Annotated in this window: 18 protein-coding genes; 5 read left to right on the top strand and 13 right to left on the bottom strand. The window is 70.8% G+C overall.

All coding sequences use genetic code 11. The features are described from left to right. Positions 1 to 4: 4 nt before the first annotated feature. From KIP79_RS30240 to KIP79_RS30225, 4 genes are all read right to left on the bottom strand, one after another. Entirely contained in the window at positions 5 to 1,693 is a 1,689-nt protein-coding gene (locus KIP79_RS30240) for a glycoside hydrolase family 127 protein (protein WP_214108357.1), read from the bottom strand. Beyond that, complete coding sequence (locus KIP79_RS30235) at positions 1,686 to 2,462, bottom strand: carbohydrate ABC transporter permease (RefSeq protein ID WP_308169964.1); 777 nt, start codon at positions 2,460 to 2,462, stop codon at positions 1,686 to 1,688. The genes KIP79_RS30240 and KIP79_RS30235 overlap by 8 nt, the downstream gene beginning before the upstream one ends. Continuing rightward, complete coding sequence (locus KIP79_RS30230; protein WP_214108356.1) at positions 2,462 to 3,391, bottom strand: carbohydrate ABC transporter permease; 930 nt, start codon at positions 3,389 to 3,391, stop codon at positions 2,462 to 2,464. The genes KIP79_RS30235 and KIP79_RS30230 overlap by 1 nt, the downstream gene beginning before the upstream one ends. A 61-nt stretch (positions 3,392 to 3,452) precedes the next feature. After that, positions 3,453 to 4,709 carry an ABC transporter substrate-binding protein gene (locus KIP79_RS30225; protein WP_250214068.1) on the bottom strand — a complete coding sequence of 419 codons (1,257 nt, stop codon included), beginning with the start codon at positions 4,707 to 4,709 and terminating at the stop codon, positions 3,453 to 3,455. Between the two features lie 192 nt (positions 4,710 to 4,901). On the opposite strand from KIP79_RS30225, the gene KIP79_RS30220 reads away from it, so the two are divergent. Then, entirely contained in the window at positions 4,902 to 5,912 is a 1,011-nt protein-coding gene (locus KIP79_RS30220) for a LacI family DNA-binding transcriptional regulator (protein ID WP_214108355.1), read from the top strand. Here the strand turns inward: KIP79_RS30220 and KIP79_RS30215 are convergent. Continuing rightward, positions 5,890 to 6,867, bottom strand: a complete 978-nt coding sequence (locus tag KIP79_RS30215; protein WP_214108354.1) for an epimerase — start codon at positions 6,865 to 6,867, stop codon at positions 5,890 to 5,892. The genes KIP79_RS30220 and KIP79_RS30215 overlap by 23 nt on opposite strands. Positions 6,868 to 7,432: 565 nt before the next feature. On the opposite strand from KIP79_RS30215, the gene KIP79_RS30210 reads away from it, so the two are divergent. Then, complete coding sequence (locus tag KIP79_RS30210) at positions 7,433 to 8,800, top strand: cytochrome P450 (RefSeq protein ID WP_214108353.1); 1,368 nt, start codon at positions 7,433 to 7,435, stop codon at positions 8,798 to 8,800. Between the two features lie 157 nt (positions 8,801 to 8,957). Continuing rightward, positions 8,958 to 9,536, top strand: coding sequence for an SH3 domain-containing protein (locus KIP79_RS30205; RefSeq protein ID WP_214108352.1), 579 nt, complete (start codon positions 8,958 to 8,960; stop codon positions 9,534 to 9,536). Positions 9,537 to 9,619: 83 nt separating this feature from the next. On the opposite strand, the gene KIP79_RS30200 is transcribed toward KIP79_RS30205, so the two are convergent. The 4 genes from KIP79_RS30200 to KIP79_RS30185 all read right to left on the bottom strand — a co-directional run bounded on the left by KIP79_RS30200 (position 9,620) and on the right by KIP79_RS30185 (position 14,410). After that, complete coding sequence (locus KIP79_RS30200; RefSeq protein ID WP_214108351.1) at positions 9,620 to 12,448, bottom strand: helix-turn-helix transcriptional regulator; 2,829 nt, start codon at positions 12,446 to 12,448, stop codon at positions 9,620 to 9,622. A gap of 93 nt (positions 12,449 to 12,541) precedes the next feature. Next, positions 12,542 to 12,982 (bottom strand): hypothetical protein, encoded by a 441-nt coding sequence (locus tag KIP79_RS30195; protein ID WP_214108350.1) that lies wholly within the window; start codon positions 12,980 to 12,982, stop codon positions 12,542 to 12,544. A gap of 211 nt (positions 12,983 to 13,193) precedes the next feature. Continuing rightward, positions 13,194 to 13,463: a transposase gene (locus tag KIP79_RS30190; RefSeq protein ID WP_214108349.1), complete on the bottom strand. Its 270-nt coding sequence runs from the start codon at positions 13,461 to 13,463 to the stop codon at positions 13,194 to 13,196. A gap of 5 nt (positions 13,464 to 13,468) precedes the next feature. Further along, on the bottom strand, positions 13,469 to 14,410 hold the full coding sequence (locus KIP79_RS30185; protein ID WP_214108348.1) for an MFS transporter: 942 nt from the start codon (positions 14,408 to 14,410) through the stop codon (positions 13,469 to 13,471). Positions 14,411 to 14,434: 24 nt separating this feature from the next. On the opposite strand from KIP79_RS30185, the gene KIP79_RS30180 reads away from it, so the two are divergent. Beyond that, on the top strand, positions 14,435 to 14,548 hold the full coding sequence (locus KIP79_RS30180) for an SDR family oxidoreductase (protein WP_214108347.1): 114 nt from the start codon (positions 14,435 to 14,437) through the stop codon (positions 14,546 to 14,548). Positions 14,549 to 14,658: 110 nt separating this feature from the next. Here the strand turns inward: KIP79_RS30180 and KIP79_RS30175 are convergent, their stop codons facing one another. The 3 genes from KIP79_RS30175 to KIP79_RS30165 are packed head-to-tail and all read right to left on the bottom strand — an operon-like array spanning position 14,659 to position 17,032. After that, entirely contained in the window at positions 14,659 to 15,126 is a 468-nt protein-coding gene (locus KIP79_RS30175; protein ID WP_214108346.1) for a hypothetical protein, read from the bottom strand. Continuing rightward, the gene (locus KIP79_RS30170) at positions 15,119 to 15,721 is read right to left on the bottom strand and encodes an RNA polymerase sigma factor (RefSeq protein ID WP_214108345.1); all 603 of its coding nucleotides are present in this window, start codon (positions 15,719 to 15,721) and stop codon (positions 15,119 to 15,121) included. Before KIP79_RS30170 ends, KIP79_RS30175 begins: the two co-directional genes overlap by 8 nt. Before the next feature lie 21 nt (positions 15,722 to 15,742). Next, positions 15,743 to 17,032: a S8/S53 family peptidase gene (locus KIP79_RS30165; protein ID WP_214108344.1), complete on the bottom strand. Its 1,290-nt coding sequence runs from the start codon at positions 17,030 to 17,032 to the stop codon at positions 15,743 to 15,745. Between the two features lie 103 nt (positions 17,033 to 17,135). On the opposite strand from KIP79_RS30165, the gene KIP79_RS49710 reads away from it, so the two are divergent. Further along, complete coding sequence (locus tag KIP79_RS49710) at positions 17,136 to 19,535, top strand: CHAT domain-containing protein (RefSeq protein WP_214108343.1); 2,400 nt, start codon at positions 17,136 to 17,138, stop codon at positions 19,533 to 19,535. Here the strand turns inward: KIP79_RS49710 and KIP79_RS30155 are convergent. Then, positions 19,488 to 20,666, bottom strand: a complete 1,179-nt coding sequence (locus KIP79_RS30155; RefSeq protein WP_214108342.1) for an ROK family protein — start codon at positions 20,664 to 20,666, stop codon at positions 19,488 to 19,490. The genes KIP79_RS49710 and KIP79_RS30155 overlap by 48 nt on opposite strands. Positions 20,667 to 20,678 lie beyond the last annotated feature (12 nt).

Genomic DNA, 20,678 nt, shown 5'->3' with positions numbered 1-20,678 from the left:
TTGGTCACTCCTCAGGTATCCAAACGCGCATGGTGGCGGGGCCGCGATTGCCCCACCGGTGGTACGGCACCAGCCGCAGGTTCACCTCCTTCCGCATGCCGACGGTTGCCGTGACGTCCAGTTCGACCGCCCCGTCCTGCCAGTGCTCCCGCGGCACCGACGCCGTGGTCACCCGCACCAGCTCCAGCGCGGGCTCGTTCCCCGGAGCCTCCGCGCAGTACACGAGCGGCCCCCGGGTCACCGCCACGCACCCCCGTACCGCGTCCACCCGCGGATCCGGCCGCACCCAGGACGGCTCGACGGGCATCTCGACGGTGACGACGTCCCCCACCCGCCACACCCGCTCCGCCGACAGCACCGGCAGGGTGATCCGCCGCATGGTCTCCGGCGCCTTCTCCACGCGCACCGTGACGGTCCCCTCCCACGGGTACCTGGTCTGCACGCGCAGGGTCAGCCCGTCGTGGCTGATCACGCTGGGCGTCGGGTGGTGGATCTGGATGCCGTCCTCGGTCCCGGTGGCCAGGTAGGCGGGCAGCGACGCGAAGGTCCGCGCCACGTTGTTGGGGCAGCAGGACACCGCGAACCACGGCGCCCGCAGGCCCGCCTGGGCCCGGGGGCTGACCCCTTCCGGCTGCTGCCCGGGCACCCTGACGTGGAGGGGGTTGGTGTAGAAGTAGGACCGCCCGTCCAGCGCGGGCGAGGCGGCGACCACGTTGTAGAGGGTGCGCTCGGCCTGCGCCGCGTACCGCCGGTCGCCGGTGGCCAGCAGCAGCCGGTGGCTGAGCATGACCGAGCCGACCGCCGCGCAGGTTTCGGAGTAGGCCCGGTCCGGCGGCAGCTCGAAGTCCTCCCCGAACGACTCCCCGTCGTGCCGGGAGCCCATGCCCCCGGTCAGGTAGGTACGGCGGGCGACCGTGCGCTCCCACTGGGTCTCGATCGCCCGCAGCAGCTCGGTGTCGCCGGTCTCCACGGCCACGTCCACGGCACCGCAGGCCAGGTACATGGCGCGGACGGCGTGGCCGCGGAAGACGGTGGCCTGCCGTACCGGCATGTCGTCCTGGAAGTAGGCGCGGCCGAACTCGACCTCGGCCAGGGCCGGGGTGCCGCGCCGCTCGACGAAGCGGCGGGCCATCTCCAGGTAGCGCTCGGCGCCGGTCGCCCGGTACAGCTCGACCAGGGCCATCTCGACGACGGGGTGGCCGCAGACCTCGTCGGAGTCCAGGAAGCGGGCGCAGACGTGGTCGGCGGCGCGGCGGACGGCCTCGGTGAACTCGTCCTCGCCGAAGGCGCGCAGGCGGGCCACCCCCGCCTGGATCAGGTGGCCGTAGCAGTACAGCTCGTGGCCCCACTCGAGGTCGCGGTAGCGGTCGCCGCCCCAGCGGGTGTTGAGGTAGCCGTCGGATTCCTGGGCGGCCACCACGGTGACGGCCAGGTCGTCGAAGCGCGGATCGCTCGCCCAGGCCATGGCCTCCAGCAGCTTGTAGACCTCCGAGTCGGCGAACTCCCGGCCGCGCGCGGGGCCGCCCCGGAAGTTGCCGATCCAGCCCAGCTTCTCCATCCATTCCAGGCAGTGGCCGATGATCACTTCTTGGCCGAGCGCCCGCCTGTCCCCCCAGAAACCCGGTAACAGCCGTACCGAGTCGAGGCCGAGGGGGGTGAGCGCGCCGGAGGCGGGGACGACTGGACTAACCACGCAGGGCTCCTGACATGAATCCGCGGACGTAGTAGCGCTGGAGGGCAAGGAAGATCACCAGGCACGGCAGGGCCATGAACACCACGCCGGCCTGCATCGTCGGGTAGTCCACCGCGCCGAAGTTGTGCAGGCGCATGTTGACCACCGCGACCGGCAGCGTGAACCGGTCGTTGGAGCTGATCAGGATGAGCGGGGCCACATAGTCGTTCCACGAGGCCAGGAAGGCGAACAGGCCCACGGTGACCAGTCCGGGGAGTACGGCGGGCAGCAGCACCCTGGTGAGCGCGCTGAAGCTGTTGCAGCCGTCGATCATGGCCGCCTCGTCCAGCGTGCGCGGCACCGACTCGAACGCGTTGCGCATCATGAAGACCGCGAACGGCAGCTGGAGCATGATCATCACCAGCGCCAGCCCGATCAGCGAGTCCTGCAGCCCGAGCCAGCCGAGCAGCACGTACAGCGGGATGAGGATGGTGGGGTACGGCACCATCAGGATGGCCAGGATGAGCACGAACAGCAGCCCGCGGCCGGGGAAGCGGAACCGGGCGAAGGCGTAGCCGGCGAAGGTGGCGACCACCAGCGTCCCGGCGACGGTGAGCACCACCAGGACCACCGTGTTGGTCAGGTAGGTGCCCACCCCCTCGCCGTAGTTGGCCAGCTTGCGGTAGCTGTCCAGGCTGAAGGCGTCGCCGAGGCGCACCGAGGACCAGCCGCTCCACACGATCGGGTAGACGAACAGGACGGCCAGCACCGCCATGGTCAGGCGCTTCACTAGGACCTCCGCCGGATGAAGGCCAGCTGGAGCGCGTTCAGCGCCACCAGCGCCAGCAGGACCAGCACCGACATGGCGGCCGCCGAGCCCAGGTTGAACCGCACGAACGCCTCCCGGACGATCACCATCACCACCGAGGTGGTACTGCTCCCGGGCCCGCCCCGGGTGAGGATGTAGAACTGCTCGAAGCCGAGCATCGAACCGGTCACCATCAGGCAGAGCACCAGTGCGATGGTCGGCCGCATGAGCGGCAGCGTGATCCGCCGGAAGATGTAGGTCCGGGACGCGCCGTCCGCCCGGGCCGCCTCGTAGATCTCGGTGGGGATCGACTGGAGGCCGGTGAGCAGGATCAGCATGTTGAAGCCCGCCCAGCGCCAGATCACCAGGACGACCGTGGAACCGAACGCCACGTCCGGGTCGCCTGCCGTCCAGGAGACCGGGGCGTCGATCAGGCCGAGCCACTCCAGGATGCCGTTGAGCGGGCCGATCTGGTCGCTGAGCAGGCCGAAGAAGAGCAGCGTCGCGGTCGCCCAGCCCACCGCGGCGGGCAGGAAGAACGCGCCGCGGAAGAAGCCGACCCCGCGCCGCCGGTCCTGCACCAGCAGGGCCAGCCCGAAGGACACGGCGAACAGCAGCACGGTGACCACGGCCGTGTACTTCAGCGTGAACACCACCGCGTCGAGCACCAGCTCGTTCTCGGCGATCTGGAGGTAGTTGTCGGGCGCGTTGAACGTGGGCGGCGCCAGCAGCGGCCACTTGTTCAGCGACATCCACACCACGAGGCCGAGCGGGAGAAGGAAGAAGAGGCCGACGATGACCGCCGCCGGCGCGGCATAGGCGAACCCGACCAGGCCGGGTAAGCGGCGGCGAGGTCGGGGCCGGATGAGCGTCCGCGCCGGAGCGGGGCGGACGCCGAGGGTGTTGGACATGCGTTCTCCAACCGGCGCCCCGGTCAGGCGATTGGTCCTGCCGGGGCGCCGGAAACGTCCGCTACTGCTGGTTGAGGGAGGCGGTGATCGCTGCGGCGCCCGACTTCAGCCCGGCGGCCGGGTCGGCGCCGAACAGCGCGTCGCGCAGGGTCTTGAGCCACGGGCTCTGCGAGTCGTTGTAGGACTCGTTGAACTTCAGCGCGTACGGCGTGCGCCCCTTGGCCATGATGTCGTTCATCGTCTGCACCCGGGGGTCGGTGGCCGGCAGGTCGGTGCGGGCCACCGTGGACTTGCTCTTGGCCTGGAGGTCGGCCTGGACCGTGTCCGAGAGGGTGAAGGCGAGGAAGTCCCAGGCCGCGTCGGCCTGCTGGGTGGTGGCGCTGACGCCGATCACGTCACCGCCCACGAAGGTGGAGGCACCGCCGTTGACACCGGGGATGGGGGCCACCCCGACGTCGATGCCCTTCTCCTCCAGCAGCCCGAGCCACGCCGACGGCCCAGGGGCCACGCCGATGGTCCCGGCCTGGAGGGCGCCCAGCCAGGTGGTGCCGTTCTCCTCCTTGGAGCCGGGCGCGGCCACGCCGTCCTCGAAGAGCTTCCGGTAGACGTCGAAGACGCCCGCCATCTGCGGCCCGTCCACGGTCGACTGGGTGCCCTCGGCGTTCATCACCTCGCCGCCCTCGGCCCACACCGACGGCCAGAAGGTGAACAGGGTGCAGCCGCCGCAGTTGCCGCCGAAGTAGGTGCCGTAGGTGTCGCCGCCGACCTTCTCGCGGATGGTGGTGGCCTGCTCGGCCAGCTCCTTGAGCGAGGCCGGAGCCTTGGCCGGGTCCAGGCCCGCCTTCTGGTAGAGCCCCTTGTTCATGAAGAGCACGGAGATGTCCACCGTGTGCGGGACCGCGTAGAGCTTGCCGTCCACGGTCGCCGCCGTGATGTGCGCGGGCGCCACCTTGTCCTTGAAGGGCAGTGCCCCGAACTTGTCGGTGACGTCCAGCCAGAGGCCCTGGGAGACGTAGTTGGGGGCGAACACCACGTCGGAGGCGAACAGGTCGGGCAGGTTCTTCGCGCCGGCCGCGGTGGCGATCTTCGCGGGGTACTCTTCGTTCGGGTATGCAGTCACCTCGACCTTGTTGTCGTGGCTCGCGTTGTAGGCGTCCGCCAGCGCCTTGGTGTGGGACTCGGTGGCGGCCCGAGTCCAAACCTTGATCGTCACGGGGCCCGGTGCCGCCGGGGTTTCACTCTCGGTACCGCTCCCGCAGGCGGTCACGACGAGCGCGGCGCACAGCAGCGCGCCGAGGCGTCGGGGCATATTCATCATGGTTCTCTCCTCTGGATCCCCCGAAGCACACTGAAAAGGTTTTCGGAAACGTAAACGCAACATGAGCTGGTGTCAATGGGCACGCTGACCTCGTCTGCTTGCCCTTCGGGCCCGTCACGGGCTATGTTCTGCGGAATCCCCCCGAGGAGAGCCCAGGTAACGATTCGATCCCAACAGAAAAGGCTTTCGGCGATGAGTTCTCAGCGGCAGCGAGCGGCCACCATCAACGACGTGGCTGCGCTCGCGGGGGTGTCCATCGCGACGGCCTCCAAGGCACTCAACGGGCGTGGCCAGGTAAGGGACGAGACCAGGCAGCGGGTCTTCAAGGCGGCCGAAGAACTGGCCTTCCAGCCCAACGCGCTGGCCCGCAGCCTCATCTCCGGGCAGACCCGCACGGTCGGCCTGCTCACCAGCGACAGCGTCGGCCGTTTCGGCATCCCCGTGTTACTCGGCGCCGAGGACGCGTTCGGGGCCGGCGAGATGGCGGTCATGCTCTGCGACGCGCGCGGCGACGCCATCCGGGAACAACACCACCTGCGCACACTGCTGGCCCGCCGGGTGGACGGGCTGATCGTGGTGGGCGAGAGCACCGACCCCCGGCCGTCCATCAGCCGGAACGTCGCGGTGCCCGTCGTCTACGCCTACAGCCCCTCCGATGATCCGGACGACGTGTCCTTCGTGCCCGACGACGTGGCGGGGGCGCGCACCGCCGTCCAGCACCTGATCACGCTCGGGCGGCAGCGGATCGCCCACGTCACCGGGCCGACCCACTACCAGGCGGCGCGGGAGCGCGCGGCCGGGACCGCCGCGGCGCTGGCCGAGGCCGGGCTGGAGCTGTCCGGCGGGCAGCCGCTGTTCGGGGCGTGGTCGCAGCGGTGGGGGCGGCAGGCGGCCGAACTGGTGCTGAAGAACGACCCCAAGGTCGACGCCGTGATGTGCGGCAGCGACCAGATCGCGGCCGGCTTCATCGAGGCCGTCCGGGAGCGCGGCCACCGCGTCCCCGACGACATCGCCGTGGTCGGCTACGACAACTGGGAGGTCCTCTCCACCGAGACCCGCCCGCCCCTCACCACCATCGACATGAACCTGGAACGCCTGGGCCGCACCGCCGCCCAGCACCTGTTCGCCGCGATGGACGGCAAGGCCACCCCCGGCGTGCACCGCATGCCCTGCCGCCTGATCATCCGCGAATCGACGATGTGACCCTCCCGGCCCGGCTTCGGGCCACGAGGTCCCGGGCGGCGTCCGGCCAGTCCGGCCGCTCGAACCCGAAGCCCGCGCCGAGCAGCCGCCCCGGGACGACCCTGCGACTCTTCAGGAGCAGCTCGGTATCGCTGCGGGCCACGAAGGCCCCGAGCTCCGCCATCCAGCGCGTGGCGGGCAGGCCCACCCGAACCCCGGCCGCCTCACGCAGCGCCGCCATGAACGCGCGCAGCGGCAGCGGGTGGGGCGCGGCCAGATTGACCGCCCCCGAGAGGTCCTCGCGAACCAGCAGGAACTCAACGGCGCGGACGAAATCGCGGTCATGGATCCACGACATGTACTGCCGCCCACCGGCGACCGGCCCACCCAGACCCCACCGGGCCAGCCGCCACAAGGTGTCGAACGGCCCGCCCCGCCCCGGCGCCATCACCATGGCGGTGCGCAGCGCGACCTTGCGGGTGTCCGGGGTCTCCACCGCCCGCTGCGCGTCCTCCCACTGACGCGCGATGTCGACGCTTAACCCCCAGTACGCGGGCACACCGGGCTCACCGCCCCCGATGACCCCGGTCTCCTCGTCGTTGGCACGGTCGAAGCTGTGCGCGTAGATCGTGGCCGTGCTCATCTGCAACCACACCTTCGGCGGCCGGGCCGCCGCGGCGATGGCGGCACCCACGGCGGTCGCGGACCGCACCCGTGAGTCCATCATCTGCCGGAGGTTGTCCTCGGTGTACCGGCAGTTCACGCTGCGCCCCGCCAGATTGACCACCGCGTCCGCACCATCGACCTCGGCCGTCCACGCCCCTCCCCCGCCGCCGTCCCACGGCACCGTACGCGCGCCGGGTACCCGCGCCTCCGCACGGCGACTGAGCACGACCACCTCATGCCCGGCACTCCCCAGGGCACCCGAGAGCAACCCACCCAGATGTCCGGTGCCACCCGGTATCACGATCTTCATGGCATCCCCGCTTCCGATCGACACCCCGATCTTCCTCGACCGGTGCCCGGCGGCCATGGGCGGGGTGGAACTTCGTGGAACCCGATGGAACGCCCTACAGAGCGGAACATCGTCAGAACCAGAAGTGAGAAACCCCATGAATGTCGACGTCAACTCGCTTGAACTGCTGCCGGCCGAGATCGACGGGCTCAAGCCGTGCAGGCCAGGGGGTACCTGCGGGTTCACCTGTATTCCCGGTTACACCCGCATGAGCCGTAACGACTAGCACAAGAATTCCGTCCCGGAAAGAAGGCAGGACATGGAAATCGACATTCGAGCGCTGGAGCTCTTTCCCGCAGAGGGAACGGGCCTACGGCCATGCCAGCTGACCTGCGGTTTGACCTCGTGCGCACTCAAGACGTGCGTGGCCGCGACGAAGCTGGAGATCTGATTCTCCTTCCCCGGAGTGAGCCCGTCGTGGCTCACTCCGCTTTTCCGTCCCAGGTGAGCCGGAAGCAACATTTACCTCCTTGATGACGGTTTGCCGGGCGCATACGCTCCCCACGAGGGAACGGATGCGTGAAGCATGGCGAAAATGTTCGACACCGCGCTGCGGGTGGACGCGGCAGGGCCCGGTGGGATTCCTGTCCTCAATAATCTCCGTTTTCTCCGGCACCCCGCCTGGTACGTGCTGGATCGCATCGCACCGGAGCATCCCGGGCCGGTCGTTCCGCTGACCCGGGGGAACGGATCGGTGGTCCTGCTCAGGGGCGAGGAGGCGGTCCGGCGGTACTTCACCGACAACGACGTCTTCCATCGGCTGAGCGACGGCCTCTTCACGCTCCCGGAAGGGCGGCCCTGGTCGCGGATGTTCGACGCCGTCCTCACCTTCAACGGGGAACAGCACCGCCGTGCGCGCAAGCTGCTGATGCCGATCGTGCACAAGAGCGCGATGGAGCACTACGCCGAGGTGTTCGCCGTCACCTTCAAGCGGACCAGGTTCGCGGCGGCCGACGGCGAGCCGTTCGACATGGTGGCCGAGTTCCTCGACATCACCCGCGCCAACATGCTCATCTGCCTGCTCGGCCTGGAACCGGACGAGGAGAACGTCCGGCTGGCCCACGCCGTCCACCGGCTCCTCCAGGCCACGCTGAACCCGATGGTCTTCATGTACCAGCAGGAACGCGCCTGGACCCCGTACGGGAGGTGGACCCGGCAGGTCGCCGGCGTGTACGACCGGCTGGCGGAGATCATCGAGCGCAAGCGCGCCGAGGAGCCCCGCCGGGACGCGCTGTCCATCCTCTGCCACACCATCGACGAGAACGGCGACTCGCTGACCACGCCGGAGATCGCCGGAGAACTGCACGGCCTGTTCGTGGCCGGGTTCGAGACCACCGCGATGTCCATGACGTGGGCCCTGCTGACCATCCTCGGGACGCCTGGCCTGGAGGTCTCCGACCAGGAGCAGTTGGACGCCGTGGTCAGGGAGTCGCAGCGGCTGATTCCGACCGTGCCGCTCTCGCTGCCGCGACGGGTGACGCGGGAGGTCGAGATCAAGGGGGCGCCGCCGATCCCGGCCGGCGCGCTGGCCTTCGCGGCGCCGCTGCTCGAACACCGCGATCCGGTGGCCTTCCCCGACCCCGGCGCCTTCCTGCCGTCGCGCTGGACCGATGCGCGGCCCTCGCCGTACGCGTTCCTGCCGTTCGGCGTCGGCCAGCGGCGCTGCCTGGGGGCGTCGTTCGCGGATCTGCAGATCAGAACGACGCTCGCCCTCATCCTCGCCTCCGGCCGGCCGCGACTGCTCACCACCGAGGTCGACTACCAGATCAAGTCCGGCGCGACGGCGTTCCCGAAGAAGCCGATCATGGTCAGCATGGGTTCCGGCCCCTCCGCGGCCGCCGGGCCGGTCACCGGCACCGTCACCAAACTGTGGAACCGGCCGGCGGCCGGCTGACCCGGCTGGCAGGTAAAGACTGGCCCCCCGGGGGTATCGGCGCGCCCCAAGCTATTCACAATGAGTGTTCACATGATTACTATCCGTAGTAATAGCAGGGTAACCACAACCTGCTAACGCAGTAAGGGGCACCGCAACCCCAGAAGGAGTAGCGATCATGGATCTCATCAGACCGGCTATCCTGGCCGCCACCGCCACCGGCACCATGCTCGGCCTGGCTACCTCGGCGCAAGCCGCTGTCCCGCTCTCCCCTGTCGCCTACGCGGCCGTGAACATCTCGCCGACCACGGTCCACGCCGGGCAGTCAGTCAAGATGACCACCACCGCCTGCGGCACCAGGCCCGCCTACGCCAACTCCCCTGCCCTCACCGGCGCCGCGACCCTGGCCACCAACGGCTACCAGGCCTCGGGCACCGGAACGGTCAGCAAGAACACCCTTCCCGGCAAGTACACCGTCACCGTCACCTGCCAGAGCCAGACCCAGGCGGCCGCGGTCGGCACGCTGACCGTCTCCGCCAAGAAGGCCGTCGTCCACTACCGCGTGGTGCACGTCCGCTACGGTCACCACCTCCGCGTCCGGTCGGGCCCGAGCCTGCACCACCGGGTGGTCGGCACCCTGAACTGGCGCAACGCCCACGTCCACGGTTCGCCCACCACCCACACCAAGTGGGTGAAGGTCACCGCCGACAACGGCAGGACCGGCTGGGCCTACGCCTACTACCTGCGCGCCCGATAACGCTCGCCGGCTCAGGCCGAAGAGCTGACGTCGGGACGCACGGCGACGGCGTAGGGGCAGGAATCCCGCACCGATACCTGCCCCTACGCCGTCATCCCCCCGGGTCCCGCCAGCTTCGCGACCAGCGCCGCGCGGGAGGAGACGCCGAGCTTGGCGTAGACATGGCCGAGGTGGTACTCGATCGTCTTGACGCTGAGGTCCAGCCTCCTGGCGATCTGCTTGTTGCTCAGCCCGGTCAGGGCCAGGCGGGTCACCCGCCGCTCCTGCGAGGTGAGCCCGTCCGGGTGACCCTGCCCCGGCCCGCAGGCCGCCAGCTCCTGCTCACACCTGTCGAGGAGGGGTCGCGCCGCCAACCGCCGCAGCAGCCCGCCGGCCGTCGTGAGGTGCGCGGCCGCGGCGGCCCGCCGTCCCAGCCGCCGCAGGAACACCCCGTACGCCATCTCGACCCTCGCCTGCTCCAACGGCACAGGAGCCGGACCGAGGCCGGCGAGCGCCCGTTCGAAGAATCCCACCGCCCCGGCCGGCCGCCCACGCGCGGCATCCAGGGTCGCCCGAGCACGCGCGCCCCGGACAGCGGCTAAGAAGTCGCCCGTTCCGCCAGCTTCCGCCTCGGAAAACCGCCCGAGCACGGCTTCCGCCGCGGCGAACCGCCCGAGCGCGCTGTAGGCGTCGGCCAGCAGGTCACGCCAGGGCAGCATCTCGCGCCCGGCCTTCCGGCGAAGTGGCTCAAGGACCCGCACCACATCCTCGAAATCACCGCGAACCGCGCACAACCAGCCCTCGGCGTAGGCGAGACACATCTCCGCGAGCACGCTCAGCTCTCGCCGCCGGGCGAGCTCCAGCTGGCTCCGCGCCCGCGCGAACTCCCCTCGCGCCGCCAGTGGCAACACGAGCACGGCCCGCGCGTACGGGGTGAGCCAGTACTGCTCCCGCTCGCTCTCCGCGGCGATCACCTCCTTGCCGAGGGCGAGCGCGGTGTCCCACGCGCCGAGCCGGAACTCGGCCAGCGCGAGCAGCACCATGGCGGCCAGCCGGGTGTCCTGACCATGCGCGTCCGCAACCACTCCCGCCAGATCCCCGCGCCCCGCTTCCAGCTCGTCACACCAGATCCGCAGGGCTCCCCGGACCACCAGCGAGCCGAGCTGACCGGCGGACGCCAACGCCGGATCGGGAAGGGCGGCGGCTACCTTCAGGGCGTCCTCCGCGCGTCCTTCCAGGAAGGGGAGCAGCAGCCGCTGCCAGGAGTCGGGGTCAACCTCCAGCAGCCACACCTTCTGGTCGAGTACGCCATGATCCCCCTGGACCAGGGACAGCAAGGCCAGCTGGCCGGCGATGCGGGCGGCGAGTTCCCCGTCGCGCCTGGGGTCGCACCGTGTCCAGGCGTCCTTCATCAGTGTGAACGCCCGTCCCGTGTCGCCGTTCGCGTGCGCGATCGCCCCGAGTACGTAGGGGCGGGTGACCGCGTCGAGAGGCCCCCGCGTCGCCACCTCGGCCGCCCGCGCCAGCCGCCCGGCCCGTAGAAGCGCGTCCACGGTGGCGGCGGTGAGGGGGCTCCGCTCACGTGTCCCGGCCGCCAGCTCGCCCGCGTCGGCGAAGTGCGCGGCGGCGCTCTCCCAGTGGCCCGCCGCCGCCTGCCGCCGGGCGAACGCGGCGATTTCAGCGGCGACTTCCGGATCCGGGCGGGACGCGGCCCGCAGGCGATGCCGCAACCGGTCGGCTTCGTCGCCGACCAGATCGGCGGCGATCCGGTGCGCGGCGGTCCGTTCGGCCGGGCCGATGTCCTGGTAAACGGCGGCACGTACGAGGGGATGCGGAAATTCCACCCGAAGCTCGCCCGTGTTCCGCGCATACCGCAGCACACCGGTTGCCACGACTTCCTTCAGCACGGCGAGCGCCTCGGCCGACTCCGGGGTCGTCTCCCGGGCCGTCGGGTCGGCCCCCGTCTCGGCGTGCCGTACCGAATCGGCCAGTGTCACGGCATGCCGGACCGAGCAGGATTCGCCCAGGACGGCCGCGGCCCGCGCCAGGGCATGGGCAGGCGGACCGCACGTGGCGAGCTTGGCCCGCACGCCTCGGGCGTAAGCCGGAGGAGCGGGAAGGTCGGCGGCCGGATCGTCGAGACGAGGTGCCTGCCGGAGCGTCTCGGCCACGTAGAGAGGGTTGCCGCCGGCGTGGTGGTGCAGGCGGGCAGCGGCGGTCGGACCGAGTCCGGTCATCAGCCGGAGCTCCGGTAGGGTCAGCCCGGCCAGGGCCAGCCGGAGCGAGGGCCCCCGGCTGAGCAGGCGGGCCATTCCGGCGGGCACGCGGGTGGCGCTCAGCCGCCGGGTGATCGCCACGGTCAGCACCCGTCCGGCGCGCATCCGGCGCAGCGCGTAGGTGAGCGCCTGAAGGGACTCACCGTCCGCCCACTGCACGTCGTCGAGGACGATCGCCAGCGGCGCCGCCTCCGCCAACTCGCCGAGCAGGGCGACCAGCGCCGCCCCCACCGCGATCGGCTCACCGCCCGGAACGAACCCATCAGCCTGCCCGCCCCCTGGGCCGAATCCCCCGGGCCCGCCCCCTGGGCCGAATCCCCTGGGCCCGCCTTCTGGGCCGAATCCCCCAAGCCCAAGTCCGCCGGACGACGTCCCTGGGCTGAGCCCGTCGGTCAGCTGGGCGATCATCCCGTACGGCAGCGTGATCTCCATCTCGTCGCCGCTGGCCCACAGCACCGTGAATTCCTTGGCCTGGGCGAGCGCCCGACGGGTCAGCGCGGTCTTGCCGATGCCCGCCGGGCCCTCGATCAGCACGATTCCGGGGTGTCCGTCGCGTACCCGGTCGAGTTCGGCCGCGAGAGCGGCCAATTCCGTGCCTCGCCCGGCGAATACCTCCGCTTCGATGTTCACATTGGAGAAGAGGTGGTTCCGGGCCATTTGATACAGCTTCGATAGAGCACCGGATTTCGGGAGGCGACGGCCCCCTTGTGTTCGTCGCCTCCCGAAAACCGCGACCGTCCCCGGAAGGGATCAACCGACGACGGCGACCACTCCGAGAGGGACGAAACCGCCCATCGGGCTCGGCGTACCGGCGACGTTGAGGTACGTGAGCGACGCGATGATCGCGTAACTCCGGCCGCCGACCGCCCCCGGCAGTCCCCCGATCACGATGCTCGCGGCGTACGCGGTGACCCCGGTGAGCGGCACCGCCAGCGGCGGGGTGGGGAAGGGCGCCTCGAAGGGCCCGCCGATCTCGTCGACCAGCACGCGCAGCTGCCAGCTGCCGCCGATCAGCGGAGCGAGGGCGCCGTTGAGCTCCCACTCGAAGTTGACCTGGAAGGGCGCGTTGGCCTCGAAGATGGCCGGCGGCGGCCCGCCCGCGGTGTCGGTCAGCTCGGCCCGGATCGTCCCGGCCAGCAGGGCCGGCCCCAGCCCGAAGGGATTCTGAAAACTCCCGGCTACAAATGTCATGATTTCCTCCGTTTTGCTTACTTAAAACGGTAGGAAACGCGGGCTTTCGCCGCCTCGGGGAGAACATCCGGAAGTCCCCTAGTCCCCAGACCCAGGGTTTTTCCTAACAAAAAAGTGACGGCCAGATGTATCAGACGCGGAAATCAGCGCTCGGAAGTCACCCATTCGAGTTCGGCGTCGATGTTCCGGCGGCGGACGGCCAGGGCCTGTCTCAAAGACAGGCCAGCCAATCGTTGATGATGGCGATCTGGAGGATGGCTTCGTAGCGGACGGCGAGCTTGTCGTACCTGGTGGCCACCGCGCGATGGCGTTTGAGCCGGTTGATGCCGCACTCCACGGCATGACGCTGCCGGTCCTTTTGCGTGTCTCGGCTCCCGTCGGGCCGGTCGTGTCCATCGTGATCCATGTCGTCTGCGGTCAGTCGACGACGAACCTGGAAGCGAGTTGCTGCGGTACGGCCAGGTGCGTGCGCCGCCGTCACTCACGTCAAGGTGCTGAATGGCGACGTGAGTGACCGCGGACCCCGGAGTCGATGTGCTCCCACACCGCATTCCCCGTAAGCGTTCGGCGGCGACTGACGTTTCGTCGGATGCTCAGCGAGACGACCGCCGTGACCACGAGCATGCAGATCCCGACCACCAGCAGCGTGCGGATCGCCTCCAGAGGCTGGCCGCCTTCGGCCGTGTATGGGAACGCAGCCGTGGCCAGCGCAACCGCCAGGATCGGGAAGGCCGCGCTGGCCAGCGAGTTCGTCGCCTGGGTGAAACTGGCGGTAGAGCTGAGACGTTCAGGAACAGCGAACTGGTTCACGAGGTTCCACACGGTGCTCACGTAGAGGCCGCCACCGCTGCCAAAGATCAGACCGGACATCGCCAAGGCGACCTCGCTGTCCATGGCGACGAGCACGACAAGGAGCGCGACGATCATGAGGCCCATGCCCGCGACCATGATCAATCGCCCATCAACCCGTCGAGCAGCCAGGCCCCCGATCACTCCGCCGCTCGCATAACCAACCGTGTAGCACAGGAATATCCACGCATACCCCGTGGCACCGATGCCCAGCCCGTACCCAAGCCCCGCGTCATCAGAGATGAATGACACTGTACTCAAGATGGCGAGAAAGATCGGGCCGACTGCCATCCCGAGCGAATAGCCGGCAATCGTCGCGATAATGGATCGATTTGACAGCACGCGTAGATCGATCAAGGGCTCTCTCAGGCGCAATGCGGAGATGATCCACAGCACGGATCCAACCGCTCCAGTGATCAGCAGCAGCAAAACGAGACCTGAGGACCATCCCCGTTCGGGGCCGAGGCTCACCCCCGCCAGTAAGGCGACCATCGATCCGCCCAGCAAGGCAGCGCCGAGGAAGTCCACCTGGCCGGTTGCCCTCTCAGTTGTGCGCGGAATCACCAGCGACGCCAGCATCACGAAACTTGGCCGCTGCGGAGGATGGGGCAGCCCAAAGAATCCTCGAACCTCGTGCTCTTCCTCGCATCGGATGATTCCAGCTACTCAACCGGCGCCGATTTTGTTATTGACGGCGGACAGGTCACCAAAATGTAATCCGTTTCAGCGAGCGCGATGCCGGCGACATGGGAGGGGAGCCGTACCGTCCCGTCTTGGCCCGCGCACAAACCTTCCGTCAGCCGGTGTCTGTCGGCGAGCTGGTAGTCCTAGATGGCGATCCAGTTGGTCACCACGTCGATGCCGACGGCGGTGTGGCAGCGCAGGTAGAAGGGGGTGCGCGGGATCGGGCGGAGGGTGAAGCAGCCGACCTGGTCGGTGGTGACGACCAGTTCCTCGCCGGACAGGGTGAGCACCTGGATGTCGAGCACCTGGCAGGGCACGATCTGCCCGTGCACGGCCTCGTCGGTGATCTCCAGTTCGAAGGTCAGCTCGGGCGAGGAGTAGGTGAGCGCGCGCAGCGGGGCGGACTCGTCCCGGGTGAGGGTGCCGGCCCGGTCGCCGTCGTACGCGGAGTCGTAGGTGAGCTCGGCCAGCTCATCGTCGATGCTGAGCCAGGTGAAAGCCAGCTGCCCGGCCTCGGCGAACTCCAGGGGCACCTCACCGGGCGCGCGCAGAGCCAGGGCCAGCTCCGCCATCAGCTCGTCATCGTCCCATCCCGGCTTCTGGTCATCCATCGCCGCCGCTCCCCACATCATCGGCCTCAGGGCCGAGAAAACCCATCAGGTACGGGCTCTGCCGGAGCCGCTCCAGGCACCTACCCCGGGTCGGGCCGATCCCACCGACGGACATGCGCAACCGTTCGGCGATCTCCACGTACGCCATCGGCTCGTCCCGCATGAGCAGGAGCAGCAGCTCCCGGCACCGCGGTGGGAGCTGCGCGAACGCCGCCCGGAGCGCGGCACGCAGCTCGGCCAGCTCCAGTTCCCGCCCCACCATCGCCGCCTGTTCGTCCGGACTCCTGTCGAAGTCCACAAAGTACTCGCCCCCGTCCCGCCTGCGGGCCGCCTGCGCGGTGTGCAGGCACTCCCGCTGGGTGACCGTCGCCAGCCAGCCGGGAAAGGCGCCGGGGGTCTGCAGGGACCCCAGTTTCTGGACCGCGCGCAACCACACGGTCTGGGCCACGTCGTTCATGTCCTCGCGGCTCAGCCGGTAACGGCGGCAGATCGCCAGGATGAACGGGTTGTACCGGTCAAGGAGTTGATCCCATGCGTCCTGGTCGCCCTTCCTGGCCCTTACCACCAGGTCGGCGACGGTCGAGTCTTCTGCCATGGGCTCTCCCAAGGTGGTGAGTCAATTGACTGGGTCGAATGGCTCGATGTCTTCATAGCCGCTGCCGCGGACCGGGTCGACACCTCGCCGGAGTAGGACCTCCATGGCCGCGTGGGCGTCGATGCCCCGCTCGGCGGCCAGGCCCGCGACGGCGCCGGTCACGGCGGCCGTGGCGAAGGAGCTGCCGCTCCACGTCGCACCGCCGGTGAACAGCGCGGTCTTGGCCGCGTGCTCCTTGGTGGCGGGCAGGTTGACGTACCCGTCCAGGAAGAGGCTCTGGACGTGCTCGCCGGGCGCCATCAGGTCGGTCCACGGCACCTGCGGGGAGAATCTCGCCGCCTGCTTCGCCCCGCCCGTCCCGAAGGCTCCGACGGCGACGACCTCGTCGCAGGCGGCGGGCCACATCGGCGTCGTCGGGGTGACCTTGGCGGGGCTACCGGCATCCTCCGCGCCGTGGTTCCCGACGGCGGCGACGAGCACGGCGCGGGCGGCGAGCCGTTGCACGGCGCGGGCCAGCACCAGCGGCGCCTCGCGGTCGACGGTGAAACAGCCGAAGGACAGGTTGACCACGTCGATCCGGGCGTCGAGCAACTCCGCCATGGCCTTGGCCACGGCCCAGGAGCTGGTGCCGAACCCGGTGTCGTCCAGCACCGGCCGGACCAGCACGTCGGCGCCGGGCACCCGCTGGAGGATGAGCCCAAGGATGAACGTGGCGTGTCCCGCCATCGGTGGCAGGGCACCCGTCGGCGTGCGCGGCAGCACGGCCTGCCCGGACGCCAGATACCGGCCGTCGAGCGCGGCCAGGGGCGCGACCCGGGTGTCCAGGAGCGCGACCCTGATGGGTGGCCCGGACGGCTCCGGCCGCTCGGGCAACATGAGGGGGGCGCTCAGCGCCTCGGGTCTGCCGTCGGCCCCGCCCGTGTACGGCCGAGCCTCCACCCCCTCGACCAGCCGGTGCTTGCCTATTGTCGGCTGCCAGCCGTCGTAGGCGGTACGGGCGTGCTCGCGGAGCGCGTACAGCAGCAGGTCGAGCGGCTCGATGTCGGTCGCGTACGAGCCGCGCCGTTCCTTGGTGGCGGCCTCGGCCAGGCCCTCGACGCGCCGCAGGGTGTTCTCGGCGGCGGTCAGGCCGGGCACGGACAGCAGCGACAGACCGAGGGCCGGGCTGTCGTCCACGATGGCGACGGCCGTCTCGCCGCCCCATTCGACGATCAGTTTGACGACCAGGTCGCGGTGGGCGCGCTCGACGACGAGCTGGTCGGCGTGGTAGGTCTCTCGGTCGGTGGTGACAGGAAGCTGGGCGATGGTCATCGGGCTCTCCAGTCCGGAAGAAGATGTGCGTCACCCGGAACAGAGCGGGATGTCGCCCGCCTGATACATCACAGCCCCAAGATCCTCGGGCACACTTCGGGAAGTGGAGACGACGGCCCTCGATCTCGGCGATGAGCTGTTACGCCTCGCGGAGGACGACCCCGCCCGCCTGACCGGGACCGCGGCCGAGGTGAGCGCCGCCGCCCGGGAGCGGGGGGATCTGGCTCTGCTCTCGGTCGTGGAGCGCGCCCTGGGCGTGGCCGCCCACCACCTCGACGACCTGCGCACCGCCGCCGCCCACCAGCGCGCCGCGATGGCGCTGGCCCGCCGGGCCCACTCCCCCGCGCTGGCCGCCGAGGCGCGCATCCGGCTGGCCTTCGTGCTCAGCCTGCGCGGGCGCTCCCAGGTCGCGCTGCGCGAGATCGAGGCCGCCCTGCCCGACCTGCACGGCGCCGCCAGGGCGCGGGGCGAGGCCCAGCGCGCCGCCGTCTACAACCACCTGGGGCGCCGGGAGGACGCGCTGGCCGTCTACCGGGTCGTCATCCCCGCGCTGCGCCGCGCGGGCGACCACGTCTGGCTGCAGCGCGTGCTGTCCAACCGCGCCATCGTGTACGGCTACCAGCACCGGTTCGCCGCCGCCGAGGCCGACCTGCGGGAGGCGCAGGCGCTCTGCGAGGCGCTCGGCCTGGACCTGTCGCTGGCCGTCGTCCGGCTCAACCTCGGCTGGGTGAGCGCCCAGCGCGGGGACGTGCCCACCGCGCTCGGCCACTTCGACGCCGCCGAGGAGCGCTTCCGCGCGCTGGGCACGCACCAGCTGGGGTGGCTGCTGCACGACCGCGCGGAGTTGCTGCTCTCGGCGGGCCTGGTCACCGAGGCCAGGGCCGCCGCCGAGCAGTCCGTCGAGGAGCTGCGCCGCCGGGACCGGATGATCGGCCTTTCCGAGGTACGGCTCCTGCTGGCCCGCACCGCCACCCTTCAGGGCGACCACGAGCGCGCGCTCGCGGAGGGCCGTAGGGCGGTGGCGGAACTGGCCCGCCAGCGCCGCCCCGAATGGTCGGCTCTGGCGAAGTTCGCGGTGTTACGGTCGCGGACCTTCCAGGAGCCGGACGGCCGCGGCCTGCTGGGCGCGCTCGAACGGAGCGCCGACCGGCTCGCGGCGGCGGGCTGGCCGCACGGGGAGGTGGAGGCGCGGCTGCTGGCCGCCCGGCTGGCGTTCGCGCGCGGTCACGGCGACCGGGGCCGCCGCCAGCTGGAGGGCGCCGCCACGGCCCGGCTGCGGGGGCCCGCCCTGTTGCGCAGCCGGGGCTGGCACGCCGAGGCGCTGCTCCGGGGCGAGCGGGGCAACCCGCGCGGCGCGTACGCGGCCGTACGGTCCGGCCTGCGGATCCTGGACGAGCACCGGGCCACCCTGACCGCCACCGACCTGCGCGGGTACGGCTTCCAGTACCGGGCCGAGCTGACCGCGCTCGGCCTGCGCATGGCCGTACGGCGGGGGCGGCCCGAGCGGGTCTTCCACTGGGCCGAGCAGGGCCGGGCCAGCCACCTGATGATCCGCCCGGCCCGGGCGCCGGAGGATCCCGCGCTGACCGCGGCGCTCGCCGAGCTGCGTACCACCATGAGCCGCCTCAACAAGGCGGGCGCCGCGCGCGGGCCGCTGGTCGAGCGGCAGATCGCCCTGGAACGCCAGGTGCGCGACCTCTCCCGCCGCCTGCCCCCGTCCGGGGCCGCCGCCCGTCCCGCCGCGCCCGTCCCGGTCGCGGCCCTGCGCGAGGCGCTGGACGGCCAGGCGCTGGTCGAGTACTTCCAGGTGGAGAACCACCTGCACGCGGTGACGCTGGTGGACGGCCGCCTGCGTACGACGCCGCTCGCGCCGCTGACCCCGGTCGGCGATCTGATCGATCGCATTCCGTTCGCGCTGCGCCGCCTCAACAGCCGCGCGCCCGCCGCCAGCCGGGCGGCGGCCGAGGCGATGCTCACCGACGCCACCGGCAGGCTGGACGCCATCCTGCTCGGCCCGCTGGCCGGTCAGCTCGGCGACCGCCCGCTGACCGGTCCCCGCGCCACCGCCGCCCGGGTGCTCTCCGCCCTGGACGGTGCCCGCCTGGCCCACCTGGCGGCGCACGGGCGCCTGCACGGCAGCAACCCGCTGTTCTCCTCGCTCCGGCTGGCCGACGGCCCGCTCACCATCTACGACCTGGAGGGCCTGCGTCACGCGCCCCGCATGGTCGTGCTGGCCGCCTGCGACAGCGGCCGCTCAGTGGTGCGCACGGGCGACGAACTGCTCGGCCTGAGCGCCACCTTCCTCAGCCTCGGCACCCGGACGATCATCGCTCCCGTGGTGTCGGTCCCCGACGCGGCGACCGCCGCCATGATGGTCACCCTGCACCGCCTCCTCCTGTCCGGCCTCTCGGCGGCCGCCGCCCTCGCCCAGACCCAGGCCGACCATCGCACCGCCTCAGCCGGCTTCGTCTGCATGGGCGCGGACACCTTCCTGCCGGGCTAAGCGGACCGGTGTCGTGGTCGTCCAGTCGAAGTGGTCCAGGGCGGTGCGGATGGTGCCGCGGAGGACGGCCGAGTCGCCGAGGGCGGAGCGATGGACGGTGACGAACGGAGGCGCGTCGGTCAGCAGGGATTTGACGGTGGTGGTGAGCAGGTCGCCGAAGGCCCAGGTGAGGGAACCTCCCAGGACGATGTGACGGGGGGCCAGCGTCCAGCTGAGCGTGGACAGGGCGCGGGCGAGGATGGCGGCGAAGCGGTGCACCTCGGCGAGGGCGGCGGGGTCGCCGGTGTGGGCGCGGGCCAGCAGGGCGGCGGCCTCGGCGCGCCGGGATTCCGGCTGAAGGCGGCCGAGGCCGATCAGCGGGGAGGTCCTGAGGTCGTCCAGGCCGAGTGCCTTGGCCCAGAAGATCTCTCCGGCCGCGCCGTCGACACCGCGGAAGGGGGTGCCGTTGACGACGATGCCGAGGCCGTTGTGGCGGCCCTCGAGCATCAGCCAGAGCATGTGGTCGGCGCCGGGGGTGGCGCCTTCGCGGAGTTCGGCCAGCGCGGCCAGCTTGGCGTCGTTCTCGACGTGGATGGGACAGCTGAAGTCGGCGGCGAACTCCGCGCCGAGCCGGACGCCCATCCAGTCGCGCATGGACAGGCGGACGGCCACCATGCCCCGGTCGTCCACGTTGCCGGGGGTGGCCACACCGACCGCGCCGATCTGGCCGGGGCTGAGGCCGACCGCCCCGAGAGCCTGCGCGATGGCCTCCCGGGCCAGGTCCAGGCGTTCGGCCCGGCCGGGTTCGCCGCGGACGGGGAGCACCCGCCGGGCGAGTTCGACGCCACGCAGGTCGGCGACGGCGGCGGCGCAGTGGCCGTGCGCGATGTCCACGCCGAGAACCATGCCGGCGTCGTCGCGGAACGAGAAGAGCCGGGCGGGGCGGCCCCGGCCGTTGGCCTGCGGGTCGGGCGGGTGGGTCTGGATCCAGTCCCGGTCGTCGAGGTCGGTGAGGATGAGTTCGACGGTCCGCCTGGACAGTCCGGTACGGGCGGTGAGCTGGGCCAGCGAGACGACCGAGTGCTCGTAGAGGGTGCCCAGCACGGTTTCCGCGTTGGCCTGCCGCATCGCCTTCGGGTCAAGTGCCGCCACTCGTGTCCTCCT

The organism is Acrocarpospora catenulata (assembly GCF_018476525.1).
GTDB classification, from domain to species: domain Bacteria; phylum Actinomycetota; class Actinomycetes; order Streptosporangiales; family Streptosporangiaceae; genus Acrocarpospora; species Acrocarpospora catenulata.
Note: the sequence above shows the minus strand (reverse complement) of the source record. Positions and strands in the feature narration are given on the sequence as shown.